This window comes from Pseudomonas sp. OV546 (genome assembly GCF_900116845.1).
Classification (GTDB): domain Bacteria; phylum Pseudomonadota; class Gammaproteobacteria; order Pseudomonadales; family Pseudomonadaceae; genus Aquipseudomonas; species Aquipseudomonas petroselini.
Window position 1 is genome coordinate 73,007 of the sequence record NZ_FPCE01000003.1, and the last position, 25,922, is coordinate 98,928.

Below are 25,922 nucleotides of genomic sequence, written 5' to 3' on the forward strand. Positions count from 1 at the left end.
TTTGTTAACATGGGCACATTCTACGTTTCGGAAGTGCCCATGCCTGCGCCGGCCCACCCTCATCACCTTCACCTGACCCTGGCCAACGGCTTGCGGGTAGCCTTGCAACATGCGCCGCGCTTGAAGCGTTGTGCCGCCGTTCTGCGGGTGGCGGCCGGCAGCCATGACGTGCCGCTGGCGTGGCCGGGGCTGGCACATTTCCTCGAACACCTGCTGTTCCTCGGTACCGATCGTTTTCCCACGAGCGAAGGGTTGATGGCCTACGTGCAACGGCATGGCGGCCAGGTCAATGCCAGCACCCGCGAGCGCACCACGGAGTTCTTCTTTGAACTGCCGGTCGCGACGTTTTCCGGTGGGCTGGAGCGGTTGGTGGACATGCTGACCCACCCGCGCCTGACGCTGGAGGATCAACTGCGCGAGCGCGAAGTGCTGCACGCCGAGTTTGTCGCCTGGTCTCAGGATGCCAAGGCGCAGCAGCAGATCGCGTTACTGGAGGGGCTGGCGGCTGACCACCCGCTGCGGGGTTTTCATGCGGGCAACCGCGACAGCCTGCCGGTGGAACGTGAGGCGTTTCAGCAGGCATTGCGGGAATTCCACACGCAGTTCTATCAGAGCGGCCAGATGACCTTGAGCCTGGCAGGTCCACAGCCGCTGGAAGCGCTGGAAGGCTTGGCACAGCAGTTCAGCGAGCAACTGACCTCAGGACCTCTTCGCCCACACTCCGCGCCACCGGCATTGATGCAGGGGCAAGCGCAGCGCTATCAGCACATCGCCAATGATCACCTGCACCACGTCATCACCTGTAACGCTCCGCGTGAAGCACTGGAATTCCTCTGCACCTGGCTCAACGCCTCGGCACCCGGCGGGTTGCTGGCGCAACTGAAAACTCAAGAGCTGGCCAGCGCACTGCAGGCGTCGGTGCTGTATCACTTCGCCGGGCAAGCCGTGTTGGATATCGACGTTACGCTCAGTAGTCCTGGTGAATCGGCGACTCAAATCGAGGCGTTGCTGCACGACTGGTTGAGCTTTTTCGCACACAGCGACTGGACAGCCTTGCGGGAAGAGTTCGCCTTGCTGGCCGCTCGCCAACAACAGACCCAAGGCGCCCTGGCACTGGCGCGACACGACAGCGAGGCACTCTCGGAACAGGCTGTCATTGCCCTCAGGATCATGCTCGAGTCACTGCACCTGCCACCCGCCGCGCACACGTGGCAACTGCCGCCGAACAATCCGTTCCTGCGTCCACCGGTCAAGGAAGAACGCGCCGGCCTGATTCGCGGCCAGACCAGCGCCCACCGAGGGTTGCGCACCTTTGCCCAGGATCGCTCCCGAGGACGTCGTGATGTATCGGCGCTGGTCTTCAGCCAGGCACTGACGGGTGACAATGATGAAGGCGCCCTGTATCTGCAATGGCAGTCTGCCCCGTCTGGCTTGGAAAGCGCAGTACAGTCGTTGCGTGAAAATGCCGGGCAGGCGGGTGTCGACTTGTCGTTCGAAAGCCTGGGCAATGACGGGCTGGTGAAGATGGTCGGGCTGCAGGAGCCCATCCCAGCCGTGCTGGAGGTGTTGGCGCAACGCCTGGGCGAACCGCAGGCTGCCCCAACCGTCTCGCCGCCCATGATTGCCATCCGAGCCTTGCTAAAGGCGCTGCCCGCTTGCTGCAGCGCGAACACCTCCGACTCGACATCGTGGCAAGGCCTGGGGCTGGGCTTCTCCGCAGCGAATGAAGCCGCGATCAAAACAGCGGTGACCCGTTTGCCAGGGCAGCCGGCGAACCTCAACCCCGTAGTCCCCCCCCTCAGCGGCCAACGTATCTGGCACTCGGTGGAAACCGACTCAACCGAAACCGCCCTGTTGCTGTTTTGCCCGACACCGAGCGCGTCGCTGGAGGACGAAGCCGCATGGCGACTGCTCAGCCATCTGCTTCAGGGGCCGTTTTATCAGCGCCTGCGCGTAGAGCTGCAAATCGGCTACGCCGTATTCAGCGGCATCCGACAGATAAACGGCCAGACCGGCCTGCTATTCGGCGTGCAATCCCCCAGCGTCTCCCTGGAAGGCATTGCTGATCACCTGAACACCTTCCTGAAACAACTGCCGGCGCTGATCAACAGCAACGAAGATCTGGGCAGCCTGGTCCTGGCGCAGCAGTTCTCAGCGCAGACACTGCCCAACGCCCAAGCCGCCGAACTGCTGTGGCATGCGCATCTGGCGGGCCATCCACCGGGCTACTTGGAACACCTTCAGACCCACATCCAAACCTCTACCCGAGAAGCACTGCAGCGCGCCGCCCAGCAATTGAACGACGCTGCCGGCGGCTGGCACTGCGTGGCCAATGGCCCGCGCATCAGTGATGACTGGCAAGCGGCTGACTGATCATTGCCGCCCCTGCAAAAAGCTTTTTCCGCCAAGACAGCGCTAACTTGAAAAGAATTGAGTAACATTCCTACGCACAAAGCTGAACATCTCCGACTGGAGGTGGACTATATGTATTGCTTGGTAGTGAACGTCCCATCCCTTCGTAGGAGTAAGAATATGACCTGGTCCAAACCTGCTTACACTGATCTGCGCATCGGTTTCGAAGTCACCATGTACTTCGCCAGCCGTTAATCCGCTGGGTAATACAACGCCTCGGTTCGCCCGGGGCGTTTTTGTTTTGAGCTTGATGGAGCTGCCATGTTTGTCCAGATTCTAGGTTCCGCCGCCGGCGGTGGTTTCCCGCAGTGGAACTGCAACTGCGTGAACTGCGCAGGTTTTCGTGATGGCAGCCTGCGGGCCCAGGCGCGTACCCAGTCGTCCATCGCGATCTCCGACGATGGCGTGAACTGGGTGCTGTGCAACGCTTCGCCGGATATCCGCGCGCAACTGCAAGGTTTTGCACCGATGCAACCCGGTCGCGCCCTGCGTGATACCGGCATCAGCGCGATCATCCTGATGGACAGCCAGATCGACCACACCACCGGCCTGCTGAGCCTGCGCGAAGGCTGCCCACACCAGGTGTGGTGCACCGACATGGTCCATGAAGACCTGAGCACCGGCTTCCCGCTGTTCACCATGCTCACCCACTGGAACGGCGGCCTGGCCTGGAACCGCATCGAGCTGGACGCCAGCTTCACCATCCCGGCGTGCCCCAACCTGCGCTTCACCCCACTGCCACTGCGCAGCGCCGCGCCGCCTTACTCGCCACACCGCTTCGACCCGCACCCAGGCGATAACATCGGCCTGATCGTCGAAGACCTGCGCACCGGCGGCAAGCTGTTCTACGCCCCGGGCCTGGGCAAGGTCGACGCGCCGTTGCTGGAAATCATGGCCGGCAGCGACTGCCTGCTGGTGGACGGCACGATGTGGGATGACGACGAAATGCAGCGCCGTGGCGTCGGCACTCGTACCGGCCGCGAAATGGGCCACCTGGCACAAAACGGCCCTGGCGGCATGCTCGACGTGTTGGAGCAGTTGCCTGAACAGCGCAAGGTACTTATCCACATCAACAACACCAACCCGATCCTCGATGAAGACTCCCCCGAGCGAGCGGAATTGGTGCGGCGCAATGTCGAAGTGGCTTACGACGGCATGAGCATTGAACTGTAGGAGCTGACGAGATGACTGACACGCCGATGACACCCGTCGAATTCGAAGCAGCCCTGCGGGCCAAGGGCGCCTTCTACCATATCCATCACCCGTACCATGTGGCGATGTACGAAGGCCGCGCGACCCGCGAGCAAATCCAGGGCTGGGTCGCCAACCGTTTTTACTATCAGGTGAACATCCCGCTGAAAGACGCGGCGATCCTGGCCAACTGCCCGGACCGTGAGATCCGTCGTGAGTGGATCCAGCGCCTGCTCGACCACGATGGCGCTCCCGGTGAGGACGGCGGTATCGAAGCCTGGCTACGCCTGGGCCAGGCGGTCGGCCTCGACCCGGACCAACTGCGCTCCCAGGAATTGGTCTTGCCCGGTGTGCGTTTTGCAGTGGATGCCTACGTCAACTTCGCCCGCCGCGCCAGTTGGCAAGAAGCCGCCAGCAGCTCGCTGACCGAGTTGTTCGCGCCGCAGATCCACCAGTCGCGCCTCGACAGCTGGCCGCAGCATTACCCCTGGATCGACCCAGCCGGCTACGAATACTTCCGCACTCGCCTCGGCCAAGCCCGGCGCGATGTGGAGCACGGGCTGACCATCACCCTGCAGCACTACACCACCCGCGAAGGCCAGGCGCGCATGCTGGAAATTCTCCAGTTCAAACTGGACATCCTGTGGAGCATGCTGGATGCCATGAGCATGGCCTACGAACTCAAACGCCCGCCGTATCACAGCGTGACCGAGCAGCGGGTGTGGCATAAAGGGATCCCCCTATGAGCTTTGATCGCAGCAGAATACCGACCTGGCGCCAGGGCTATCGCTACCAGTACGAACCGGCGCAAAAAGGCCATGTGTTGCTCTACCCTGAGGGCATGATCAAGCTCAATGACAGCGCCGCGCTGATCGGCGGCTTGATCGACGGCGAGCGTGACGTGGCTGCAATCATTGCCGAGCTGGGTAAACAATTCCCCGGCGTGCCGGAGCTCGGCGAAGACATCGAGCAATTCATGGAGGTCGCCCGTGCTGAGCACTGGATCACCCTTGCCTGAAAAGCCAGCCATCGGGTTGCCACTGTGGCTATTGGCCGAGCTGACTTACCGTTGCCCGTTGCAGTGCCCGTACTGCTCCAACCCGCTGGATTTTGCCGAGCAGGGTAAGGAGCTGAGTACCGAGCAGTGGATCAAAGTGTTTCGCGAAGCCCGCGAAATGGGTGCTGCGCAATTGGGGTTTTCCGGCGGTGAACCCTTGGTGCGCCAGGACCTTGTCGAGCTGATCGCAGAGGCACGCAAGCTGGGGTTCTACACCAACCTGATCACTTCCGGCATCGGCCTGACCGAGCAGAAGATCAGCGACTTCAAGAAGGCGGGTCTCGACCATATCCAGATCAGTTTCCAGGCCAGCGACGAACAGGTGAACAACCTGCTGGCCGGCTCGAAAAAGGCCTTCGCGCAAAAGCTGGAAATGGCTCGCGCGGTGAAGGCGCACGGCTACCCGATGGTGCTGAACTTTGTCACCCATCGGCACAATATCGACAAGATCGACCGCATCATCGAGCTGTGTATTGCACTTGAGGCAGACTTCGTAGAACTCGCCACTTGCCAGTTCTACGGCTGGGCGCAGCTCAATCGTGTGGGCTTGTTGCCGACACGGGAACAGTTGGTGCGCGCCGAACGCATCACCAACGAATACCGCGCCAAGCTGGAAGCCGAAGGCCACCCATGCAAGCTGATCTTCGTTACCCCGGATTACTACGAGGAGCGCCCGAAAGCCTGCATGAACGGCTGGGGCAGTATTTTTCTGACAGTCACGCCAGACGGCACCGCCCTGCCCTGCCACGGTGCCCGACAGATGCCGGTGCAATTTCCCAACGTGCGCGACCACAGCATGCAGCACATCTGGTACGACTCATTTGGCTTCAACCGTTTTCGCGGCTACGACTGGATGCCCGAGCCGTGCCGTTCCTGCGACGAGAAGGAAAAGGACTTCGGCGGCTGCCGTTGCCAGGCCTTCATGCTCACGGGGGATGCGAGCAATGCCGACCCGGTGTGCAGCAAGTCCGAGCAGCACGGCATCATCCTTCAAGCACGGGAAGAAGCTGAACATGCTACCCAGACCATCGAACAGTTGGCCTTTCGCAATGAGCGCAATTCACGACTCATCGCAAAAGGCTGAGGGCCTCAGCGCTTGGCGATGATGTAGACCGCGTGAATGATGCCCGGGAAGTAACCGCACAGGGTCAGCAGAATATTCAGCCAGAACGCGCCGGCGAAACCCACTTGCAGGAACACACCCAGTGGCGGCAGCAGAATGGCGATGATGATACGAATGATGTCCATGGGTCAGCTCCAAAAAATCGGCTCGTGTGAGCCGTGTAGCTAATCGACCTTGGCGGTTCGTGAGGGTTCAGTGGGATCTGGCGTTGGGCCATCCATCGTTGTTACACAGACAAAAAAACGCCCCCGGCCAAAAGAATCAGGCCGGAGGCGCCGCGTAGGCCGCGAGACGGTTCAGGAATAGGGGATTAAACGGCGATGCCCTTGCGGCATTGCAGCTGTGCGGTGCGCACGCGGGAGAAGGCGCGGGCCAGGCGCAGGAGCATTTCGTCGATGTTGCTTTTGCTGACTGTCAGGGCCGGGGTGAAGCGCAGGCAGTTCGGTTGCGGGGCGTTTAGGATCAGGCCTTCGTGCAGTGCAGCCTTTACGACAGCGTCCGCAGAATCATCCGACAGCGTCAGGCCCCACATCAGGCCGTGACCACGCAATTGACCGTGGTCATAGCGGTAGGCCAGGCGGGCCAGGCCTTCACCGAGGTAAAGCCCGGACTCACGCACCTGCTCCAGAAAGCCGTGCTCCAGCACCGTATCGAGTACGGCAACCCCGGCCGACGCCATCAGCGCATTGCCATGATGCGTGCCTTCCAGTTCGCCCACGTCGAAACAACAGGCTGTGCCACGCGCCAGCAACGCTGCGAGGGGCACGCCGCCGCCCAGGCCTTTGCCGAGGGTGATGATGTCGGCACGTACGCCGTATTGCTGTTCAGCGAGCAAGGTGCCGCAGCGGCCTATGCCGGTTTGCACTTCGTCGAGGATCAGCAGGATCCCCAGTTCACGGCACAGGCGCTCGACGCCCTTGAGGTAGTGCTCCGTTGCGGGGATTACGCCGGCTTCGCCCTGGATCGGTTCGAGCATGATCGCGACGGTCTGTGCATCCACGGCGGCATGCAGCGCCGACAGATCGTTGAACGGCACGTGGCTGAAGCCCGGCAATTGCGGCTCAAATCGGTTTTCAATGGCCCCAGCCGACGCCGACATCGCCGCGAAACTGCGACCATGGCAACCACTGCTCGCGCTGATGATGCGGTAAGCGCCGCCGCGATGCAGCTGGCCCCATTTGCGCGCCAGTTTGATCGCGGCTTCGCAGGCTTCCGCACCGCTGTTGAGCAGGTACGCCTGGTCGCTGCCGGTGCGATGGCAAAGGCGCTCGACGAGGTTGAGTTGTGTGCGGTTATGCAAGCTGTGGCCCGGATTGATCAGCGCCTGCGCCTGGTCGGCCAACGCCTTGATCAATACCTGCGGGCTGTGGCCGAGGCTGTTGGCGGCGCCGCCCTGGCTGAAGTCCAGGTACGCGCGGTCGTCGCTGTCCCACAGCCAGGAACCCTGGCCACGCACAAATACTTGAGCCGGCCGCGCCACCGTGGGCATCAGCGCTTCGCTGGAAGCGCTGTCGCCTGGCGTATCGAGGATCAGGTCGTCCAGGCTCGGCGCCGCGCGGCGCATATTGAACAGGTTCACACCTCACCCCTGCTGGCAACCGGACCTTGGTCGGTACGCGCGGTGTAACCTGGTTGAAGATTGTTTGCCTTGCCTATGTAAACGCTATCAACATAAACGCTGTTCATTGCCCGATCCGGCCCTGTAAGCCCTGCGAATAGGCGCTAGACTAGGCGCCTCAGGGGCCAACAGCCATTTCGTTTTTCCAGCTTTTTCGATAAGTAAGCCTTATGGATTTCAAGCAACTGCGTTATTTCGTCGCGGTGTATGAGGAAGGCCACGTAGGCCGTGCCGCGGAGCGCCTGTCGATCTCCCAGCCGGCGCTGTCGCAACAGATTCGCCAGCTGGAACAGAACTTGGATGTCAGCCTGTTCGAGCGCAGCAGCAAGCGCCTGCTCCCGACACTGGCGGCGCATACACTGTACAACCACGCCCTGCCGCTGATCGATGGCCTGCAACAGGCGGTGGAAGCGTTGCGCAACTTCAAGGGTCAGGCGATGCGCACGCTGGCCATCGGCGTGCTGCAAACCGTGCACACCAGCCTGGTGCCGCAGATGCTCGAGCGCGTGCGCAAGGCCCAGCCGCACCTGGTGGTGCAGATCTACGAATTGACCGGACTTGAGATTGAGCGGCGCTTACTGAATGGCTCGCTGGACATCGGCATCAGCTACCTGCCGCCACGCCAACCAGGGCTGCACGGCGTGTTGTTGTACGAAGATGAGTTGAAGGTGGTGATCCCCGAGGACCATCCCTTGCGCGAATTCAAGAAAGTCTCGCTGAAGCAGGCGGCCGAGTTGCCGATGTTGCTGCTGGGCGAAGAGTTTCAGGTCCGTCAGATCTGGCAGGGCCAACTGGCCAACCTCGGACGCCGCCCGCAAGTACAGGCGGAACTGAATACCATGGTGGGGATTCTCGACAGCTTGCCTCACACAAAACTGGCGACGGTGCTGCCGGGACGTTCCCAGGATGAACACAATAGCCAGTCGCTGCTGTGGAAACCCTTGAGTGAACCCAGGGTGCCGCTGAAAGTGGGCTTGGTGTGCCGCGATGTGCAGCGCCAGCAGGCGACGGTGGCGTTGCTGCGCACGTTGCTGGAAGACGTGATGAATGCCCCGCAGGTCATCGCCTGACTTTTTCGCGGGCAAAAGAAAACCCCGCCGAAGCGGGGCTTTGCAGACTGTTTCCCTGACATCCATTTCACTCCGCCATCCTGGCAGAATCCTACGTGTCCGTGTTGTTGCTTTGCGCTTCCTGCGCGACGTCCATGTGAAGTAGATTATCGGTGGATCCAATCTGGCGATAGAGGACGAATAGCAGCACGTCATGTAAGAGAATGCTTACACGCCCTCCAAGCCCTTAGAACAGGGCTTCATCCAGCAAAAATAATGATTCGCTACCGGCTTTTACCGACGCACTCAGCGAATGAATACGTGGCAATAGGCGGGCAAAGTAGAAACGCGCGGTGCCGAGCTTGCTGGCGTAGAAGTCTTCTTCCGACTCTTTGCCCAGCGCGGCCTTGGCCATGCGTGCCCACATATAGGCATACGCCATGTAGCCGAAGGCGTGCAGGTACTCCACCGACGCCGCGCCGATTTCATTCGGGTTGGTCTTGGCGCGGTCCAGCACCCAGGCGGTCAACTCATCCAGGTTATCCACCGCCACGCCCAGCGGTTTGGTGAACTCAGCCAGCTCGGGCCCCGCCGAGGCGATGAACGCGCGGATCTCATCGGCAAACAAGGTGTAGAACGCCCCGCCACTGCCAACGATCTTGCGCCCCATCAGGTCCAGCGCCTGGATACCGTTGGTGCCTTCGTAGATCTGGGTGATGCGCACATCCCGCACCAGTTGCTCCTGGCCCCACTCGCGAATGTAGCCATGGCCGCCAAACACTTGTTGGCCCAGCACGGTGGTTTCCAGGCCCAGGTCGCTCAAGAACGCCTTGGCCACCGGCGTCAGCAATGCCACCAGGTTATCCGCACGCTCGCGGGCAACAGCATCTTCACTGAACTTGGCGATGTCCAGTTGCGTCGCCACGTAGGTGGAGAACGCACGGCCGCCTTCGTTCGAGGCCTTCATGGTCAGCAGCATGCGACGCACGTCCGGGTGCACGATGATCGGGTCGGCCACCTTGTCCTTGGCCTGGGCGCCGGTGGGTGCACGGCTTTGCACGCGGTCGCGCGCGTATTCAATCGCGTTCTGGTAGGAACGCTCGCCGGACGCCAGGCCCTGGATACCCACACCCAGACGCTCGTAGTTCATCATGGTAAACATCGCCGCCAGACCACGGTTCGGCTCGCCGACCAAGTAACCCACGGCTTCGTCGAAGTTCATCACACAGGTGGCCGACGCCTGGATGCCCATCTTGTGCTCGATGGAACCACAGCTCACCGTGTTACGTTCGCCCAGGCTGCCGTCGGCGTTCACCATGAACTTCGGCACCAGGAACAGCGAGATGCCCTTCGGACCCGCCGGCGCGTCCGGCAGCTTGGCCAGTACCAGGTGGATGATGTTTTCGGTGAGGTCATGTTCCCCCCCGGTGATAAAGATCTTGGTGCCGCTGACTTTGTAGGAACCGTCCGCCTGTGGCTCGGCCTTGGTCCGAATAATCCCCAGATCCGTCCCGGCATGCGCCTCGGTCAGGCACATGGAACCGGCCCATTCACCGGAATACATCTTCGGCAGGTAGGTGGCCTTGAGGTCTTCGCTGGCGTGGGTGTTGATCGACACGCAGGCGCCGGACGTCAGCATCGGATACAGGCCAAACGCCAGGCTCGACGAGTTGATCATCTCTTCGACCTGGGCCGACACGGCCTTGGGCATGCCCATGCCGCCAAAGGCAGGATCACCGCCCACACCCACCCAGCCGCCTTCGGCGTAGGTTTTGTAGGCCTGTGGGAAACCGTCCGGGGTGAACACTGCCGTGTTGTCCCAACGGCAACCTTGTTCATCGCCACCGCGGCTGAGCGGGGCGATGGATTTGGCGGTGACCTTGCCGGCTTCTTCGAGGATGGCCTCTACGGTTTCGGCGTCAACGGTGTCTGCCAATGCCGGCAATTGGGCCCAAGTGGTGGCGACCTCAAAGACTTCGTTGAGGACGAAGCGCATATCACGCAGCGGCGCTTTGTAATCAGCCATGGCAAACCTCGTGAGAACGTGAAAAGTGATTCGGTGAGAGTCGGTTTTACAGGTTCAGAGTGTACCCGAACAACTTTTCAGACACATAGGGTCCACTTGTGACTGATTGGTATTTTTAAGTCATCACAGCGCAAAGGCCTCCGCAGGCAGACTCATCAGGCATTCGCTGCCCGCTTGCACTGCAGCGCGGTGGGAGGCGGTACGCGGCAGCAGACGCTTGAAGTAGAAGTCGCATGTCGCCAGCTTGGCCTTGGCGAAATCGGTGTCCTGTTGCTCAAGGGCGGCGATTGCCATGCGCAGCCAAAGGTAGGCGAGAATGACGTAACCGCTGTACATCAAGTAATCCACAGCCGCCGCGCCCACTTCATCGGGGTTCTTCATCGCGGCCATGCCGACTTGGGTGGTCAGTTCGCCCCACTCCCCGTTCAGTTGATTAAGCTGCGCCACATAAGCCCTGAGCTGCGGGTGCTCGGCATTCGCCCCGCAGAACTTATGCACGATCCTGGTAAACCCACGCAGCAACTTGCCCTGGCTGCCCAAGACCTTGCGTCCGAGCAGGTCGAGGGCCTGGATGCCGTTGGTGCCTTCATAGATCGGCGCAATCCGCGCATCGCGTGCCAGTTGTTCCATACCCCATTCGCGGATGTAACCGTGGCCGCCGAAGACCTGCATGCCGTGGTTGGTCACCTCCAGCCCCGTGTCGGTCATAAAGGCTTTGCAGATGGGCGTGAGGAACGCCAGCAGGTCTTCGGCGTCCTGGCGTTGAGTGGCGTCGCTGCTCAGGTGCGCCGTATCGAGCAATTGCGCGGTGAAGTAGGTCAGCGCGCGGTTGCCTTCGTTGAAGGCTTTCATGGTCAGCAACATGCGGCGCACATCGGGGTGCACGATGATCGGGTCGGCGGCCTTTTCCGGGGCCTTGGCGCCGGTCAGCGAGCGCATTTGCAAGCGGTCGTTGGCGTATTTGATCGCGCCCTGGAAGCTTGCCTCGCCATTGCACAGGCCCTGCATACCGGTGCCCAGGCGCGCATGGTTCATCATGGTAAACATGCAGTTGAGGCCTTTATTCGCCTCGCCGATCAGGAAGCCCTTGGCGCCATCGAAGTTCAGTACGCAGGTCGCCGACCCCTTGATGCCCATTTTGTGTTCGATGGAGCCGCAGTGCACCGCATTGCGCTCACCGGAATCGGCATGGAACTTGGGCACGATAAACAGCGAAATGCCCTTGGTGCCCGCCGGCGCATCCGGCAGTTTGGCCAGCACCAGGTGGATGATATTGGCGCTCATGTCGTGTTCGCCGGCCGAGATGAATATCTTGCTGCCGGTGACCGCGTAGCTGCCGTCCGCCTGGGGCACGGCGCGGGTCTTGATCAGGCCCAGGTCGGTGCCGCAGTGGGCTTCGGTGAGGCACATGGTGCCGGTCCACTCGCCCGCGGTGAGTTTGCTCAGGAAGGTGTCTTTTTGCTCGGCAGTGCCATGGGCATGGATCGCCGACATCGCGCCGTGGGTCAACCCTGGGTACATGCCCCAGGAGGTGTTGCTGGAGCCGATCATCTCGCTGAGCACCAGGCCCAATGACTGCGGCAGTCCCTGGCCACCGTAGGCCGGGTCCGCTGCCACGCCGTGCCAGCCGCCTTCAACGTATTGGGCGAAGGCTTCCTTGAAACCCTTGGGTGTGGTGACGACGCCATTGTCGAAATGGCAGCCCTCTTCATCGCCGCTGCGGTTGAGCGGCGCGAGCACGTTCTCGCAGAATTTCGCGCCTTCTTCGAGGATCGCGCCGACCATGTCCGGGCTGGCATCGGTCGCGCCCAATGCCGCGTAGTGGCCGTGGAAATCAAACACGTTGTCGATCAGAAAGCGCATGTCGCGAAGGGGAGCTTTGTACTCAGGCATGGCAATGTCTCCGTCAGCAGATGGTTTCAACCTACTGCCAGCCACTGCCGCGGACAATCACTGTAGAACCGCTGAATACACCGCCATCACTCAACCGGCAGCGCTCTCCATGCGCACCGCGCCACGCCGAGTTTGCCCGGCCGCCACCACGCAGTTACGCCCGGCGCCCTTGGCCGCGTACAGCGCCTGGTCGGCGGATTTGAGCACCTCCTCCGGCGTGCGCTGCTCGGCCTGACGTTCGGCCACGCCGATGCTGATGGTCACCGAAACACTCGAGGCGCCGCTGCCCGAGCGACGCTGACGGCCCTGTTGGTCGTCGTTAGGACGGTCCGAGTTGCGCAGCTTGATGTCGTAATCGGCGATGATCTCGCGGATCTCTTCCAGGTGCGGCAAGCATTCTTCCACCGTCTTGCCGGCGAACACCACGGCAAACTCTTCACCGCCATAGCGGTAGGCGCGCCCGCCGCCGTTGACCTTGGACAGCTTGCTCGCCACCAGCCGCAGCACTTGGTCGCCAACGTCGTGGCCGTGGGTATCGTTGAAGCGCTTGAAGTGGTCGACGTCGCTCATTGCCAACACATAGTTGCGCCCCAGGCGCTGCATGCGCTCGTTCAGCGCGCGTCGCCCCGGCAAGCCGGTCAGCTCATCGCGGAAGGCCATTTGATAAGCCTCATGGGCCACACCGGCGGCGATCATCAGCATCACCTGGCTGCACATGATGTTCAGGGTAAACGGCAGGATGAATGTCTGCGGCAACATCCAGAACAGGCCCAGCAGCCCCACCAGTTGCGCCGCATGCAGCGGGCGCGGCTGGTACCAGTACTGCGCCGCCAGGGTCAGGAAGCCGATCAGGAACATCGGGTACGACAGTTGGATCAGGCTCATCCAACTGCCATGCAGCGCCGGCCAGCGAATCTCCGCCAACCAGTTCAGCACCGCCTGGGGATAACTCTGCTCGAGCGCCAAGGCCACACTGCCGATTGCCAGCAACACCGCGCCACGCGCGACGAAGTCACGGAACAGGTGCGTCTTCTCCTGCCACAGCGCGTAGATGCTGAACAACAACGGCAGCAGCAGGCAGCACAAGTGAAACACCACGGCCGCGTCTTCGCGCACGCGACCGTTGTCGCGATAGAAGTCAGTCTGGGTATCGAGCAGGAAGTAGGCGATGTACACCGTGATCATCAGGAACAGTTCACGCTGACGGCGGTACACCGCGCAGTACGAACCGCCGAGCAACAGCACCAAGGTCGGCAACACATTGAACAGCGAGGTGAAGAAGACGTTGAGGTCCTTGACGTACGCAGCCGAAAGCCCAGCCAGCAAGAGCAGCAACGAAGGTAAAAAGTGACTGAACCGTACAGCGGACACGCGCGACAAGGGTAAAACTCCGACCCGCAAAAAATGATGGCACTGTGCCTTTATGCAGACAGTTAAGCACAACCTGCCGAGCATGTATCACATTGCCATCACTGTAACGGCAGCGGGCGGCAATCCCTGAGCGCTGTACTGCGGTTTTTTATCGCCCACAAAAAAGCCGCCGCTCCGGGAAGGAGCGGCGGCTTTGGAAGTGAACCCGGTAAGGCTTAGTAAGCCAGGCCGAAGTCTTCTTCTTTCATGTCCATCAGGTTGTTGGCGCCCGACAGCATGGTGGCCACGTGAGTGCGGGTACGCGGCAGGATGCGCTGGAAGTAGAAGCGCGCGGTCTGCAACTTGGCGGTGTAGAACGCCTCTTCGGTAGTGCCGGCCGCCAGTTTTTCGGCTGCCAGGCGCGCCATGTCGGCCCAGAAGTAAGCCAGGCAGGCGTAACCGGAGTACATCAGGTAGTCCACCGAAGCGGCACCGACTTCTTCGCGGTCTTTCATCGCGGCCATGCCGACCTTCATGGTCAACTCGCCCCACTCTTTGTTCAGTGCCGCCAGCGGTGTAACGAACTCTTTGACGGCTTCGTTACCTTCGTTGGCCTGGCAGAACTTGTGCACGATCTTGGTGAAGCCCTTGAGCGCTTCGCCTTGCGTCATCAGCACTTTACGGCCCAGCAGGTCCAGGGCCTGGATGCCGGTGGTGCCTTCGTACAGCATCGAAATGCGGCTGTCGCGAACGTTCTGCTCCATGCCCCACTCGGCGATAAAGCCGTGGCCGCCGTAGATCTGCACGCCGTGGTTGGCCGATTCAAAGCCGACTTCGGTCATGAACGCCTTGGCGATCGGGGTCATGAAGGCCAGCAGGCCATCGGCGTGTTTCTTGGCTTCGTCGTCGGTGCCGTATTTGACGATGTCCACTTGCTTGGCGGTGAAGTACACCATCGCACGGTTGCCTTCGGCGAAGGCTTTCATGGTCAGCAGCATGCGGCGCACGTCGGGGTGCACGATGATCGGGTCAGCGGCTTTGTCCGGTGCTTTCGGGCCGGTCAGGGAGCGCATTTGCAGGCGATCACGCGCATATTTCAGGCCGCCCTGGAAGCCGATCTCGGCGTGGGACAGGCCTTGCAGCGCGGTGCCCAGGCGAGCGGTGTTCATAAAGGTGAACATGCAGTTCAGGCCTTTGTTCGCCGGGCCGATCAGGAAACCGGTGGCCGCGTCGAAGTTCATCACGCAGGTGGCGTTACCGTGGATGCCCATCTTGTGTTCCAGGGAGCCACAGGTCACCGCGTTGCGCTCACCGATCGAGCCATCGGCGTTCGGCAGGAACTTCGGCACGATAAACAGCGAAATGCCTTTGGTGCCGGCCGGTGCGTCCGGCAGGCGGGCCAGTACGATGTGGACGATGTTGTCGGCCATGTCGTGTTCACCGGCCGAGATGAAGATCTTGGTGCCGGAGACTTTGTAGGAACCGTCGGCCTGAGGCTCAGCCTTAGTGCGCAACATGCCCAGGTCGGTGCCGCAGTGTGGCTCGGTCAGGCACATGGTGCCGGTCCATTCACCCGACACCAGTTTGGTCAGGTAAGCGGTTTGCTGCTCAGGGGTACCGTGCTCGGAAATGGTGTTCATCGCACCGTGGGACAGGCCTGGGTACATGCCCCACGACCAGTTGGCGGCACCCACCATTTCGCTCACCGCCAGACCCAGGGATTCGGGCAGGCCTTGGCCGCCGTGCTCCACGTCGTGGGCCAGGCTTGGCCAGCCGCCTTCGACGAATTGTTTGTAGGCTTCTTTAAAACCCGTTGGGGTTTTAACGCCCGACTCACTCCAGGTACACCCTTCGATGTCGCCCACGCGGTTCAGCGGTGCCAGCACTTGCTCACAAAACTTGGCGCCTTCTTCAAGGATGGCGTCAACCATGTCCGGGGTAGCGTCCTGGCAAGCCGGCAGGCTCTGATAGTGCGCTTCATAGCCAAGCAGTTCGTCACGAACGAAGCGAATATCACGCAAGGGGGCCTTGTAGTCAGGCATAGCGATAAACCTCTGCTGATGTATCTGGAATGAACAACCGCTTGGAATTGTGCTGTGGCGGTCAAACAGGTGTTTGAAACATACGTTTACCACCTGGGGATGTCAAGCGTCGTCCGGACGCCGTTTGTCATGACGCGGATCAACGGCGCGCACGGCAACGCTTGCGGCAAGACGCCACAAGACTGCGGGAGTGTAGAAGTGCAGAAGTACGACACACATAAAAAATGTGGGAGGGGGCTTGCCCCCGATAACGCTGTGTCAGCCATACACACGTTGGCTGATCCATCACTATCGGGGGCAAGCCCCCTCCCACATTTTTTAGCGCCAGCAGATCAGGCGTAGGTGTCGATCAACGTGCCGAGCATTTCATCCGAGGCCTTGGCGACTTTCACACCCAATTCCACCTGAAATTTGCCTTGGGCCATTTCGACCATGTTGCTGGCCGAGTTGGAAGGCTGTGCACGGTCGTTGGCGCGCAGACGGTCAACTTGCGCATCCGACGGCTGGGTAGTCGCGGCGCTGGCGATCTTGCCGGCGGCCTGGTCGACACGGCTCTGCCCGGTCTGAATGGTGCTCAGGCCCGAGTAAAACGCGCTGCTGCCAGAGATGTCCATGGCGTAAACCTGCCTTTAGAGAATCGTGAAGTTGAATTGAAGCAGATATCCCGGCAAAGGGCCCGTCAAAAACACTAATGGCATAATGCCTTAGCGATAGCCAAAATCAGTCAAGCAGGTCCAACTGCAAGTATTCAGCAACCGCTTCGGCCCCGGCGTGCTTGAGTTTGGGCACACGCCCCAGGCACGGCGCAGGCAGCCGCTCGGCCAGGGTGGCGAGGTTCTCTTCCAGACGAGAGGTCTTGGGGTCGATGATATTCGCCACCCAACCCGCCAGCGGCAAACCGTCCCGGGCGATGGCCTCGGCGGTGAGCAAGGCATGGCTGATGCACCCCAGGCGCACGCCCACCACCAGGATCACCGGCAGTTTGAGCGCCATGGCCAGGTCCGACAGATTGTCCTGATCAGCCAACGGCACGCGCCAGCCGCCTGCGCCCTCGATCAAGGTGAAATCCGCTTGCCTTGCCAGAATCTGCTGCATCGGCTTGAGCAAGGATTGCACCGTGAGCGAGACACCCGCCTCCCGCGCTGCCAGATGAGGCGCGATGGCCGGCTCAAATGCCACCGGGTTGACCTCGGCATAGGTCAGCGGCAATGAGCACTCGGCCAGCAGCGCCAGGGCATCGGCGTTGCGCAAGCCTTTGGGCGTGACTTGGCAGCCGGACGCCACCGGTTTGCCAGCGGCGGTGCTTTTGCCGGCTTGCCGCGCCGCATGCAACAGCCCCGCGGCGATGGTGGTCTTGCCGACATCGGTGTCGGTACCGGTGATGAAGTAAGCGGCACTCATAGAGGTTTCTCCAGCACGGCATACACCACTTGGTAAGTCGCCGGCAGGCCTTGGGCCTGGCGGAACCGCTCATACGCTTGCACCAGTGCAACAATCCGCGCGCGCCCCGTCAACCCTCCCGGCCGGCCGGGGTTGAGGTTATGCGCGCCCAACGCCTTCAATTCGTGGGTCAGGCTGCGTACATCCGGGTAATGCAGCACATGGGGACGGCGCTCCAGGCTGACCAGTCGCAGGCCGCTGGCCGCGCACAGTTGCTGATAAGCCTCGAAGGTGCGAAAGCGATTGACGTGTACCAGGCCATCCGCTGCGCGCCAGCTTTCGCGCAGCTCTTCCAGGGTGCCCACGCACAGACTGGCGAACGCCAGTACACCGCCCGGCTGCAACACGCGATAGGCCTCGCTGAGTACCGCCTCGAAGTTCGCGCACCATTGCACCGCGAGGCTGGAGAAGATCAGCCCCAGGCTTTCAGCCTTGAGCGGCAAGCGTTCGGCATCCCCCGCGATGAAGTGGTGCGCGCCCCCCAACGGGCGGGCGTGGTTAAGCATGCCCTCAGCAATATCCAGCGCGATGCCTTGGCTGGCGGGTAACCGTTCGGCCAGCATGCGGCTGAAATACCCGGTGCCGCAGCCCATGTCCAGCCAGCGTTGTGGCGCGGTGCCCCCCGGCAAGCGCGCCAGCAACTGGCTGCCCACCGCCCGCTGCAACTCAGCAACGCTGTCGTAGCTGGCGGCTGCACGGGAAAAGGAGGCCGCCACCTGGCGCTTGTCCGGCAAGGCACCCGGCAGCGGGGCGTGGGATAAATCAGTCATCGACGTACTCATGCAAAAAAGCCTGGATCGCCCCCGCCACACCGTGGGGGTCTTCCAGAAGAAAAGCGTGACCGGCCTGTTCAATCAGGCCGATTTCAACATCGGGCAGCAGCGCCAACAGGTCGCTGGCGGCTTCGGCGGGCACCAACCCGTCCAGCCCGGCGAACAGGTGCAACTGCGGGCCGCGATAGGCCAGCAAGGCCTCGCGGGTGTCGAGTTGGGCGAGCAGTTCAAGCCCAGGCATCAATACGCTCGACGGCGTATTCGGTGCACCGCTGACCAGCAGCCGCGACAGCCCGCGTGGGTCCTCGGCGCCCTTGGCGCACAACAGGCCGAAACGTTTGAGGGTGACTTGGGAGTCGGCATGGCAGCCGGCGAGAAACGCGTCGAATGTCTCGGCGGGCATCGCGCTCGGCCAACCGTCGTGGGCGACAAAACACGGGTTGCTCGCCAAGGTCAGCAGCCCGCAGCAGCGTGCGCCGCGCCGCGCCGCCAGCTCCGACGCCAGCATGCCACCCAGGGACCAACCGCCCAGCCAGGCGTTATCCGGCAAGGTGGCGTCGAGTTCATCGAGCCACTCATTCAGGTCGCTGGAACCCAACGCCGGCAACGGCTCGATATGCACCTGCAGGTGCGCGTCCAGACCTTGCAAGGCGGCGGCCAACGGTTCCAGCGGCGATACGCCGAGGCCCCAGCCGGGCAGCAATACCAATCGATCACGCATGGTCGGGCTCCGAACTGCCTAACAGGCGAAAACACGCTTCCAACGCATTTAACAATAGCTGCACCTGCGCCGCGCTGTGGGCCGCCGTCAGTGTCACGCGTAAACGCGCGCTGCCGGCAGGCACGGTGGGTGGGCGGATCGCCGTCACCATCAGGCCGCGCTCGCGCAGCATCTGCGACAGGCGCACGGCCTTGGCGCTGTCGCCGATCAGGATCGGTTGGATAGGCGTGAAGCTGTCCATCAGGTCCAGGCCAAGCTGCTCGGCGCCCGAGCGGAACTGGCGGATCAACCCGTTGAGGTGCTCGCGCCGCCAATGTTCGGTGCGCAACAGTTCCAGGCTTTTCAAGGTGGCGCACGCCAGGGCGGGCGGTTGGCTGGTGGTGTAGATGTACGGGCGGGCGAACTGGATCAGGCTTTCGATCAGGTCTTCACTGCCGGCTACAAAGGCCCCCGCCGTGCCGAACGCCTTGCCGAGGGTGCCGACCAGCACCGGCACGTCCTCCTGGCTCAGGCCGAAATGCTCGACGATCCCGCCGCCGTTGGCGCCCAACGGGCCGAAGCCGTGAGCGTCATCCACCATCAACCATGCACCTTTGGCCTTGGTTTCACGGGCGAGTGCGGGCAGGTCTGCCAGGTCGCCGTCCATGCTGAACACGCCATCGGTGACCACCAAGGTATTGCCGGTGGCTTTCTCCAGGCGCTTGGCCAGGCTGTCAGCATCGTTGTGCAAGTAACGGTTGAAACGCGCACCGGAGAGCAGGCCCGCATCCAGCAGCGAGGCATGGTTGAGACGGTCTTCCAGCACCGTATCGCCCTGCCCCACCAACGCCGTGACTGCGCCGAGGTTGGCCATGTAGCCGGTGGTAAACAGCAACGCGCGCGGGCGACCGGTAAGGTCCGCCAGGGCTTCTTCCAGCTCATGGTGCGGCGTGGCATGCCCGACCACCAAGTGCGAAGCGCCGCCGCCCACGCCCCAACGGGACGCACCGGCGCGCCAGGCTTCGATCACTTGCGGGTGATTGGCCAGGCCGAGGTAATCGTTGTTGCAGAACGCCAGCAATGGCTGGCCGTCCACCACCACTTCCGGGCCTTGGGGGCTGTCCAGCAGCGGGCGTTGGCGATAAAGGTGTTCGGCACGGCGGGCAGCGAGGCGCGCGGCGAGATCGAAAGACATGCAGGCCTCGGTTAAGCAGGATGTACGCGCTAAAGAATGGGGCAGGGAGCTGATGTGGGAGGGGGATTGCCCCCTCCCACACACGTCATTTCCCACAGTGGGGTGGCATTTCAATCAAACGGCGGCGTTGTAAAACTGCTCGCTGCTCTTCTGCTCCACCAACGCCTGTTCGATCGCCGCCTGATGCACCTCATCGGCGTGCTCTTCGCGCGCTTCCGGCAGGATGCCCAGGCGCGAGAACAGTTGCATGTCCTTGTCGGCCTGCGGGTTGGCGGTCGTCAGCAACTTGTCGCCGTAGAAAATCGAGTTGGCACCGGCAAAAAACGCCAGGGCCTGCATCTGCTCGTTCATCGCTTCACGGCCAGCCGACAGCCGTACGTGGGACTGCGGCATCAGGATGCGCGCCACGGCGAGCATGCGGATGAAGTCGAACGGGTCGATGTCCTCGGCGTTTTCCAGCGGCGTACCGGCGACTTTCACCAGCATGTTGATCGGCACCGATTCCGGATGCTCCGGCAGGTTAGCCAGCTGGATCAGCAGGTTGGCGCGGTCGTCGAGGGACTCGCCCATGCCGAGGATGCCGCCGGAGCAGATCTTCATCCCCGAATCACGCACGTAGGCCAGGGTTTGCAGGCGCTCGCCGTAGGTGCGGGTGGTGATGATGCTGCCGTAGAACTCCGGCGAGGTATCGAGGTTGTGGTTGTAGTAGTCGAGGCCGGCCTGGGCCAGGGCTTCGGTCTGGTCCTGGTCGAGACGGCCGAGGGTCATGCAAGTTTCCAGGCCCATGGCTTTTACGCCTTTGACCATCTGCAGCACGTAGGGCATGTCTTTGGCCGACGGGTGCTTCCAGGCGGCGCCCATGCAGAAGCGGGTCGACCCGATGGCTTTGGCGCGGGCGGCCTCTTCGAGGACCTTCTGCACCTCCATCAGCTTCTCTTTTTCCAGACCCGTGTTGTAGTGGCCCGACTGCGGACAATATTTGCAATCTTCCGGGCAGGCGCCGGTTTTGATCGAGAGCAGCGTCGACACTTGCACACGGTTGGCGTCGAAATGCGCGCGGTGCACGGTCTGCGCCTGGAACAGCAAGTCATTGAAGGGCTGCACGAACAGCGCTTTGACTTCGGCGAGGGACCAATCGTGACGCAAGGTGGCGGTGGTGCTGGCGCTCATGGGCGATTCCTTGATTATGCTTTGGCAAGCGCTGCGGGAAGGGCAATACCCACAGGCACGACACGGATGCTCGGCATATTTAAGGAAGATTCATGCACTGTCAACTCAAGCACAAACACCAGGTTTACATCTGGCTAAAAAACACACAATCCTGTTTGGTCTGTGATGAGGCGACAGAATCAGCCCATTGTGTGTGCAACGCCTGCGAAACAGAGCTGCCCTGGCTGATGGAGCACTGCGATGTGTGCGCCCTGCCCTTGCCAATGGAAGGTCTGATCTGCGGCCAATGCCAGAAACAACCACCCGCCTTTAAACAGGTGACCGCGCCCTGGACCTACAGCTTTCCCATCGACAGCTTGATCAGCCGCTTCAAGCACCAGGCGCGCTGGCCTCTCGGGCAGATGCTCGCCCGGCTTTTAGCGCAGCATCTGCAACACCGCCTCGACAACAGCGAACTGACGCGCCCCGACTGCCTGTTGCCGGTGCCCATGGCCCGCAAGCGCCTGCGCGAACGCGGCTATAACCAGGCGTTGATGCTGGCGCGTTGGCTCAGCAGCGACTTGAACATTGCCTACGACGAACACCTGTTGTTACGTCCCCATGAAACCGTCGCCCAACAAGCCTTGGACGCCAAGACTCGCAAGCGCAACCTGCTCGGCGCCTTCGCCCTGGCGCCTGGCGCCCAGGTGCAGGGCCGGCACTTTGCCTTGGTCGACGATGTGCTCACCACCGGTGCCACCGCCCACAGCCTGGCGCGGTTATTGATCAATGCTGGCGCACGACAGGTCGATGTGTACTGCCTGGCCCGCACACCCAAACCGGGCAACTGACTTGACTCCGGCCCACCTTGCCCGCAACGTTCGGCTCATCACATCGAAGCGCATCCACATGTCTCTGCCAGCGTCCCTCAGCCAACACATCATCCGTCGCCCCCAGCGCATTGCCTTGCTGGCGCATATCGCCGAGCAAGGTTCCATCACCCGCGCGGCGAAAAGTGCAGGCCTCAGTTACAAGGCGGCGTGGGATGCCATCGACGAGCTGAACAACCTGGCGCAAAAACCCTTGGTGGAGCGCAGCGTCGGCGGCAAAGGCGGTGGCGGCGCCAAGCTGACGGCCGAAGGTGAACGCGTGTTGCGTCTTTACCAGCGCCTGCAAGTGTTGCAGGCCGAAGTGCTGGGCTCGGACGAAGCCGCCAGCGACTTCAACCTGCTCGGTCGCTTGATGCTGCGCACCAGTGCGCGTAACCAACTGCATGGCCAAGTCATCGCCATCGAACCGCATGGCCGTAACGACCTGATCCGCCTGCAGCTGGCGGGCGGGCTAACCCTGGAGGCGCAGATCACCCACGACAGCACGCAGCGGCTGGAACTGGAAACCGGCGTGGAAGTGGTCGCGCTGATCAAGGCCGGCTGGTTGGAATTGCTGGCTCCCGGCGACCCTGCAACACCTGGACACAATTGCATGAGCGGCAGCGTCGACGCCATTCTCGACGCCGACGACGGCCCCAGCGAAGTCCGCATCGCCCTGCCCAACGGCCAGGTTTTATGCGCCCTGGCGCAGCCCGGCGCGCTCATCGCCCTCGGCGCCGCCGAGGGCCAGGCAATCCACGTGCAATTCGCGCCGAACAATGTGCTGCTCGGCACGCCGGTTTAACCGCTGCCGGTATTCAAACTGCAACAATTTCGTCACGCCAGCTCCTTAAGGTGTCTGCAAAAACCGCAGGGAGCCTGAGATGAGCCTATTAGAAGAAAACCAAGCCACCGACCTTGAACAGATGGTCGGCCTGACCCGCCGCCGCTTCATCGGCGCCGGTGCCTTATGCGGTGCCGCGATGTTCCTCGGTGGCAACCTGCTGACGCGCAGCGCCCTCGCCGTCAACGCCGCCAGCGCCAGCCCGTTGCTGGGCTTTACCAGCATCGCCGCCGCCACCCGCGACACCATCACCTTGCCGCCGGGCTACAGCGCGTCGGTGCTGATCAGCTGGGGCCAGCCGCTGAGCAGGAGCGCGCCGGCCTTCGATCCGTCCGGCAACGGCACGGCCAAGGCCCAGGAACAGCAGTTCGGCGACAACAACGACGGCATGAGCCTGTTCGCCTTCCCCGGCGACGATAACCGCGCGCTGATGGCGATCAACAACGAATACACCAATTACCGTTACCTCTTCGCCCACGGCGGCGCACCGCAATCGGCCGAAGACGTGCGCAAGGCCCAGGCCAGCGAAGGCGTCTCGGTGATCGAAGTACGGCGCAAGGGCGACACCTGGCAGTTCGTGCAGGACTCGCGCTACAACCGACGCATCCACGGCAACTCGCCGATCCGCCTCAGCGGCCCCGCCGCCGGCCACGCCTGGCTGAAGACCAGCGCCGACAAAACCGGCAAGAACGCCCTCGGCACCTTCCAGAACTGCGCCAACGGCAAGACGCCGTGGGGCACTTATCTGACCTGCGAAGAGAACTTCACCGACTGCTTCGGCAGCAGTAACCCACAACAGACGTTCGACGCCGGGCAGAAACGCTATGGCGTGGTGGCGGCCAGCAAAGACATCAACTGGCACCCGCACGACCCACGTTTCGACATCGCCAAGAACCCCAACGAACTGAATCGTCATGGCTGGGTGGTGGAAATCGACCCGTTCGATCCGCAATCCACCCCGGTCAAACGCACCGCCCTGGGCCGCTTCAAACACGAAAACGCTGCCCTGGCCGAAACCCGTGACGGCCGCGCCGTGGTGTACATGGGCGACGACGAACGCGGCGAGTTCATCTACAAGTTCGTCAGCCGCGACAAGATCAACCACAAGAACCCCAAAGCCAACAAAGACCTGCTCGACCACGGCACCTTGTACGTAGCGATCTTCGATGCGGGCGACGGCAACGCCGACCATCCCAAGGGTAAGGGCCAGTGGGTCGAGCTGACGCACGGCAAAAACGGCATCGACGCCAGCACCGGTTTCGCCAGCCAAGCCGAAGTGCTGATCCATGCGCGCCTGGCCGCCAGCGTGGTGAAAGCCACGCGCATGGACCGCCCGGAATGGATCGTGGTCAGCCCCACTGATGGCCAGGTCTATTGCACCCTTACCAACAACGCCAAGCGCGGTGAAGACGGCCAGCCGGTGGGCGGCCCCAACCCGCGTGAGAAAAACGTCTACGGCCAGATCCTGCGCTGGAAGGCCGACGCCGATAACCACGGCGCCAGCGAATTCAGCTGGGACCTGTTTGTGGTGGCCGGCAACCCTGGCGTTCACGCCGGCACGCCGAAGGGCGGTTCGTCGAACATCAACCCACAGAACATGTTCAACAGCCCCGATGGGTTGGGCTTCGATAAGGCCGGGCGCTTGTGGATTCTTACGGATGGCGACTACAGCAACGCCGGTGACTTCGCGGGGATGGGCAATAACCAGATGCTGTGTGCGGACCCCTCCACCGGGGAGATCCGCCGCTTCATGGTCGGGCCGGTGGCCTGTGAAGTGACAGGCATCAGCTTCTCGCCGGATCAGAAGACGCTGTTTGTGGGCATCCAGCACCCAGGCGAAACCGGTGGTTCGACCTGGCCGGAGCATCTGCCGAACGGCAAGCCGCGGTCGTCGGTGATGGCGATTCGGCGGGATGATGGTGGGATCGTCGGCGCCTGACAGGGCCTCATCGGGGGCAAGCCCCCCTCCCACAGTACGCGGTCCACTGTGGGAGGGGGCTTGCTCCCGATAGCAATGGCACAGTCGCCCCCTATCTCGACCTCGGTGCGTTACCATACCCGGCCGGACGCGGCGCTCTGCTGCGCGCAGGAGTTCGCATGGCCCACCCGTTTGAAACACTCACCCCCGACCTGGTGCTCGACGCTGTCGAAAGCATCGGTTTCCTCAGCGATGCTCGCGTTCTGGCGCTGAACAGCTACGAAAACCGCGTCTATCAAGTGGGCATCGAAGATTCGGAACCGCTGATCGCCAAGTTCTACCGCCCGCAGCGCTGGACCAACGAAGCGATCCTTGAAGAGCATCGCTTCACCTTCGAGCTGGCCGAATGCGACGTGCCAGTGGTCGCCCCGATGATCCACAACGGCGAAAGCCTGTTCGAACATGCCGGTTTCCGTTTCACCCTGTTCCCACGCCGCGGCGGCCGTGCGCCGGAGCCGGGTAATCTCGATCAACTGTATCGCCTTGGCCAATTGCTCGGCCGTTTGCATGCGGTGGGTTCCACCCGTCCGTTTGAACACCGTGAAGCCTTGGGCGTTAAGAATTTCGGTCACGACTCCCTCAACACCCTGCTGGAAGGCAACTTCATCCCCAAGAGCCTGTTGCCGGCCTACGAGTCCGTGGCCCGCGACCTGCTCAAGCGTGTGGAAGAGGTGTACAAGGCCACGCCGCACAAGAACATCCGCATGCACGGCGATTGCCACCCCGGCAACATGATGTGCCGCGACGAGATGTTCCACATCGTCGACCTGGATGACTGCCGCATGGGCCCGGCGGTGCAGGACCTGTGGATGATGCTCGCCGGAGATCGTCAGGAATGCCTGGGCCAGCTGTCGGAATTGATGGACGGCTATCAGGAATTCCACGATTTCGACCCACGTGAACTGGCGTTGATCGAACCCCTGCGCGCCTTGCGGCTGATGCATTACAGCGCCTGGCTCGCACGACGCTGGGATGACCCGGCGTTCCCCCACAGCTTCCCGTGGTTCGGCAGCGAGCGCTATTGGGGTGACCAGGTGCTGGCGCTGCGCGAGCAACTCTCGGCGCTCAATGAAGAACCCCTGAAACTGTTCTGACAGCTTCTCTGTGGGAGCCGGGCTTGCCCGCGATGAAAGCGCCTCGGTTTTGCAGGAGTACCGAGGCGATGCTATCGCGGGCAAGCCCGGCTCCCACAGAAAGCACATCCCATCGCCGG

At 62.1% G+C, this 25,922-nt stretch carries 23 protein-coding genes; 11 read left to right on the forward strand and 12 right to left on the reverse strand.

All coding sequences use genetic code 11. The annotated features are described in order from the left end of the window. Positions 1-39 precede the first annotated feature (39 nt). From pqqF to pqqE, 6 genes are all read left to right on the forward strand, one after another. On the forward strand, positions 40-2,373 hold the full coding sequence (gene pqqF, locus BM403_RS08315) for a pyrroloquinoline quinone biosynthesis protein PqqF (RefSeq protein ID WP_093542438.1): 2,334 nt from the start codon (positions 40-42) through the stop codon (positions 2,371-2,373). 159 nt (positions 2,374-2,532) lie between these two features. Next, a complete protein-coding gene (pqqA, locus tag BM403_RS08320) occupies positions 2,533-2,607 on the forward strand; it encodes a pyrroloquinoline quinone precursor peptide PqqA (protein WP_003194766.1) in 75 nt (24 codons plus the stop codon). A 66-nt stretch (positions 2,608-2,673) separates the two neighbouring features. Continuing rightward, positions 2,674-3,585 carry a pyrroloquinoline quinone biosynthesis protein PqqB gene (gene pqqB / locus BM403_RS08325; RefSeq protein ID WP_015886194.1) on the forward strand — a complete coding sequence of 304 codons (912 nt, stop codon included), beginning with the start codon at positions 2,674-2,676 and terminating at the stop codon, positions 3,583-3,585. An 11-nt stretch (positions 3,586-3,596) separates the two neighbouring features. Next, positions 3,597-4,349 (forward strand): pyrroloquinoline-quinone synthase PqqC, encoded by a 753-nt coding sequence (gene pqqC / locus BM403_RS08330; RefSeq protein WP_015886195.1) that lies wholly within the window; start codon positions 3,597-3,599, stop codon positions 4,347-4,349. Further along, positions 4,346-4,621, forward strand: coding sequence for a pyrroloquinoline quinone biosynthesis peptide chaperone PqqD (gene pqqD / locus BM403_RS08335; RefSeq protein ID WP_093542440.1), 276 nt, complete (start codon positions 4,346-4,348; stop codon positions 4,619-4,621). Before pqqC ends, pqqD begins: the two co-directional genes overlap by 4 nt. Continuing rightward, the gene (gene pqqE, locus BM403_RS08340; protein ID WP_093542442.1) at positions 4,614-5,744 is read left to right on the forward strand and encodes a pyrroloquinoline quinone biosynthesis protein PqqE; all 1,131 of its coding nucleotides are present in this window, start codon (positions 4,614-4,616) and stop codon (positions 5,742-5,744) included. Before pqqD ends, pqqE begins: the two co-directional genes overlap by 8 nt. Positions 5,745-5,749: 5 nt before the next feature. Here pqqE and BM403_RS08345 read toward each other — a convergent pair whose 3' ends face one another. Together BM403_RS08345 and BM403_RS08350 are read right to left on the reverse strand one after the other, a co-directional pair. Continuing rightward, the gene (locus tag BM403_RS08345; RefSeq protein ID WP_010207008.1) at positions 5,750-5,908 is read right to left on the reverse strand and encodes a YqaE/Pmp3 family membrane protein; all 159 of its coding nucleotides are present in this window, start codon (positions 5,906-5,908) and stop codon (positions 5,750-5,752) included. Between the two features lie 185 nt (positions 5,909-6,093). Then, entirely contained in the window at positions 6,094-7,362 is a 1,269-nt protein-coding gene (locus BM403_RS08350) for an aspartate aminotransferase family protein (protein ID WP_093542444.1), read from the reverse strand. Between the two features lie 209 nt (positions 7,363-7,571). On the opposite strand from BM403_RS08350, the gene BM403_RS08355 reads away from it, so the two are divergent. After that, complete coding sequence (locus BM403_RS08355) at positions 7,572-8,471, forward strand: LysR family transcriptional regulator (RefSeq protein WP_015886199.1); 900 nt, start codon at positions 7,572-7,574, stop codon at positions 8,469-8,471. 226 nt (positions 8,472-8,697) lie between these two features. Here the strand turns inward: BM403_RS08355 and BM403_RS08360 are convergent, their stop codons facing one another. The 10 genes from BM403_RS08360 to bioB all read right to left on the reverse strand — a co-directional run bounded on the left by BM403_RS08360 (position 8,698) and on the right by bioB (position 21,039). Next, positions 8,698-10,476 (reverse strand): acyl-CoA dehydrogenase C-terminal domain-containing protein, encoded by a 1,779-nt coding sequence (locus tag BM403_RS08360; RefSeq protein WP_015886200.1) that lies wholly within the window; start codon positions 10,474-10,476, stop codon positions 8,698-8,700. A 123-nt stretch (positions 10,477-10,599) separates the two neighbouring features. After that, positions 10,600-12,369 carry an acyl-CoA dehydrogenase C-terminal domain-containing protein gene (locus BM403_RS08365; protein ID WP_093542446.1) on the reverse strand — a complete coding sequence of 590 codons (1,770 nt, stop codon included), beginning with the start codon at positions 12,367-12,369 and terminating at the stop codon, positions 10,600-10,602. A gap of 90 nt (positions 12,370-12,459) precedes the next feature. Beyond that, complete coding sequence (locus tag BM403_RS08370; protein ID WP_043205994.1) at positions 12,460-13,749, reverse strand: GGDEF domain-containing protein; 1,290 nt, start codon at positions 13,747-13,749, stop codon at positions 12,460-12,462. 206 nt (positions 13,750-13,955) lie between these two features. After that, entirely contained in the window at positions 13,956-15,761 is a 1,806-nt protein-coding gene (locus BM403_RS08375; RefSeq protein ID WP_015886203.1) for a phenylacyl-CoA dehydrogenase, read from the reverse strand. Between the two features lie 332 nt (positions 15,762-16,093). Further along, entirely contained in the window at positions 16,094-16,375 is a 282-nt protein-coding gene (locus BM403_RS08380; RefSeq protein WP_015886204.1) for a hypothetical protein, read from the reverse strand. Between the two features lie 106 nt (positions 16,376-16,481). Beyond that, positions 16,482-17,162: a dethiobiotin synthase gene (gene bioD, locus BM403_RS08385; RefSeq protein ID WP_015886205.1), complete on the reverse strand. Its 681-nt coding sequence runs from the start codon at positions 17,160-17,162 to the stop codon at positions 16,482-16,484. Then, positions 17,159-17,971 (reverse strand): malonyl-ACP O-methyltransferase BioC, encoded by an 813-nt coding sequence (gene bioC, locus BM403_RS08390; RefSeq protein ID WP_015886206.1) that lies wholly within the window; start codon positions 17,969-17,971, stop codon positions 17,159-17,161. Before bioC ends, bioD begins: the two co-directional genes overlap by 4 nt. Continuing rightward, positions 17,964-18,695: an alpha/beta fold hydrolase gene (locus BM403_RS08395; protein WP_093542448.1), complete on the reverse strand. Its 732-nt coding sequence runs from the start codon at positions 18,693-18,695 to the stop codon at positions 17,964-17,966. Before BM403_RS08395 ends, bioC begins: the two co-directional genes overlap by 8 nt. After that, positions 18,688-19,869, reverse strand: coding sequence for an 8-amino-7-oxononanoate synthase (gene bioF, locus BM403_RS08400; protein ID WP_093542450.1), 1,182 nt, complete (start codon positions 19,867-19,869; stop codon positions 18,688-18,690). Before bioF ends, BM403_RS08395 begins: the two co-directional genes overlap by 8 nt. A gap of 114 nt (positions 19,870-19,983) precedes the next feature. Beyond that, the gene (gene bioB / locus BM403_RS08405; protein ID WP_046035002.1) at positions 19,984-21,039 is read right to left on the reverse strand and encodes a biotin synthase BioB; all 1,056 of its coding nucleotides are present in this window, start codon (positions 21,037-21,039) and stop codon (positions 19,984-19,986) included. Positions 21,040-21,131: 92 nt separating this feature from the next. On the opposite strand from bioB, the gene BM403_RS08410 reads away from it, so the two are divergent. From BM403_RS08410 to BM403_RS08425, 4 genes are all read left to right on the forward strand, one after another. Then, on the forward strand, positions 21,132-21,869 hold the full coding sequence (locus tag BM403_RS08410; RefSeq protein WP_093542451.1) for a ComF family protein: 738 nt from the start codon (positions 21,132-21,134) through the stop codon (positions 21,867-21,869). Positions 21,870-21,927: 58 nt separating this feature from the next. After that, positions 21,928-22,692, forward strand: coding sequence for a TOBE domain-containing protein (locus BM403_RS08415; RefSeq protein WP_015886211.1), 765 nt, complete (start codon positions 21,928-21,930; stop codon positions 22,690-22,692). Between the two features lie 79 nt (positions 22,693-22,771). Continuing rightward, positions 22,772-24,670, forward strand: coding sequence for a PhoX family protein (locus BM403_RS08420; RefSeq protein ID WP_046034999.1), 1,899 nt, complete (start codon positions 22,772-22,774; stop codon positions 24,668-24,670). 158 nt (positions 24,671-24,828) lie between these two features. After that, a complete protein-coding gene (locus BM403_RS08425) occupies positions 24,829-25,803 on the forward strand; it encodes a serine/threonine protein kinase (RefSeq protein ID WP_015886213.1) in 975 nt (324 codons plus the stop codon). The last annotated feature ends 119 nt before the right edge of the window (positions 25,804-25,922 follow it).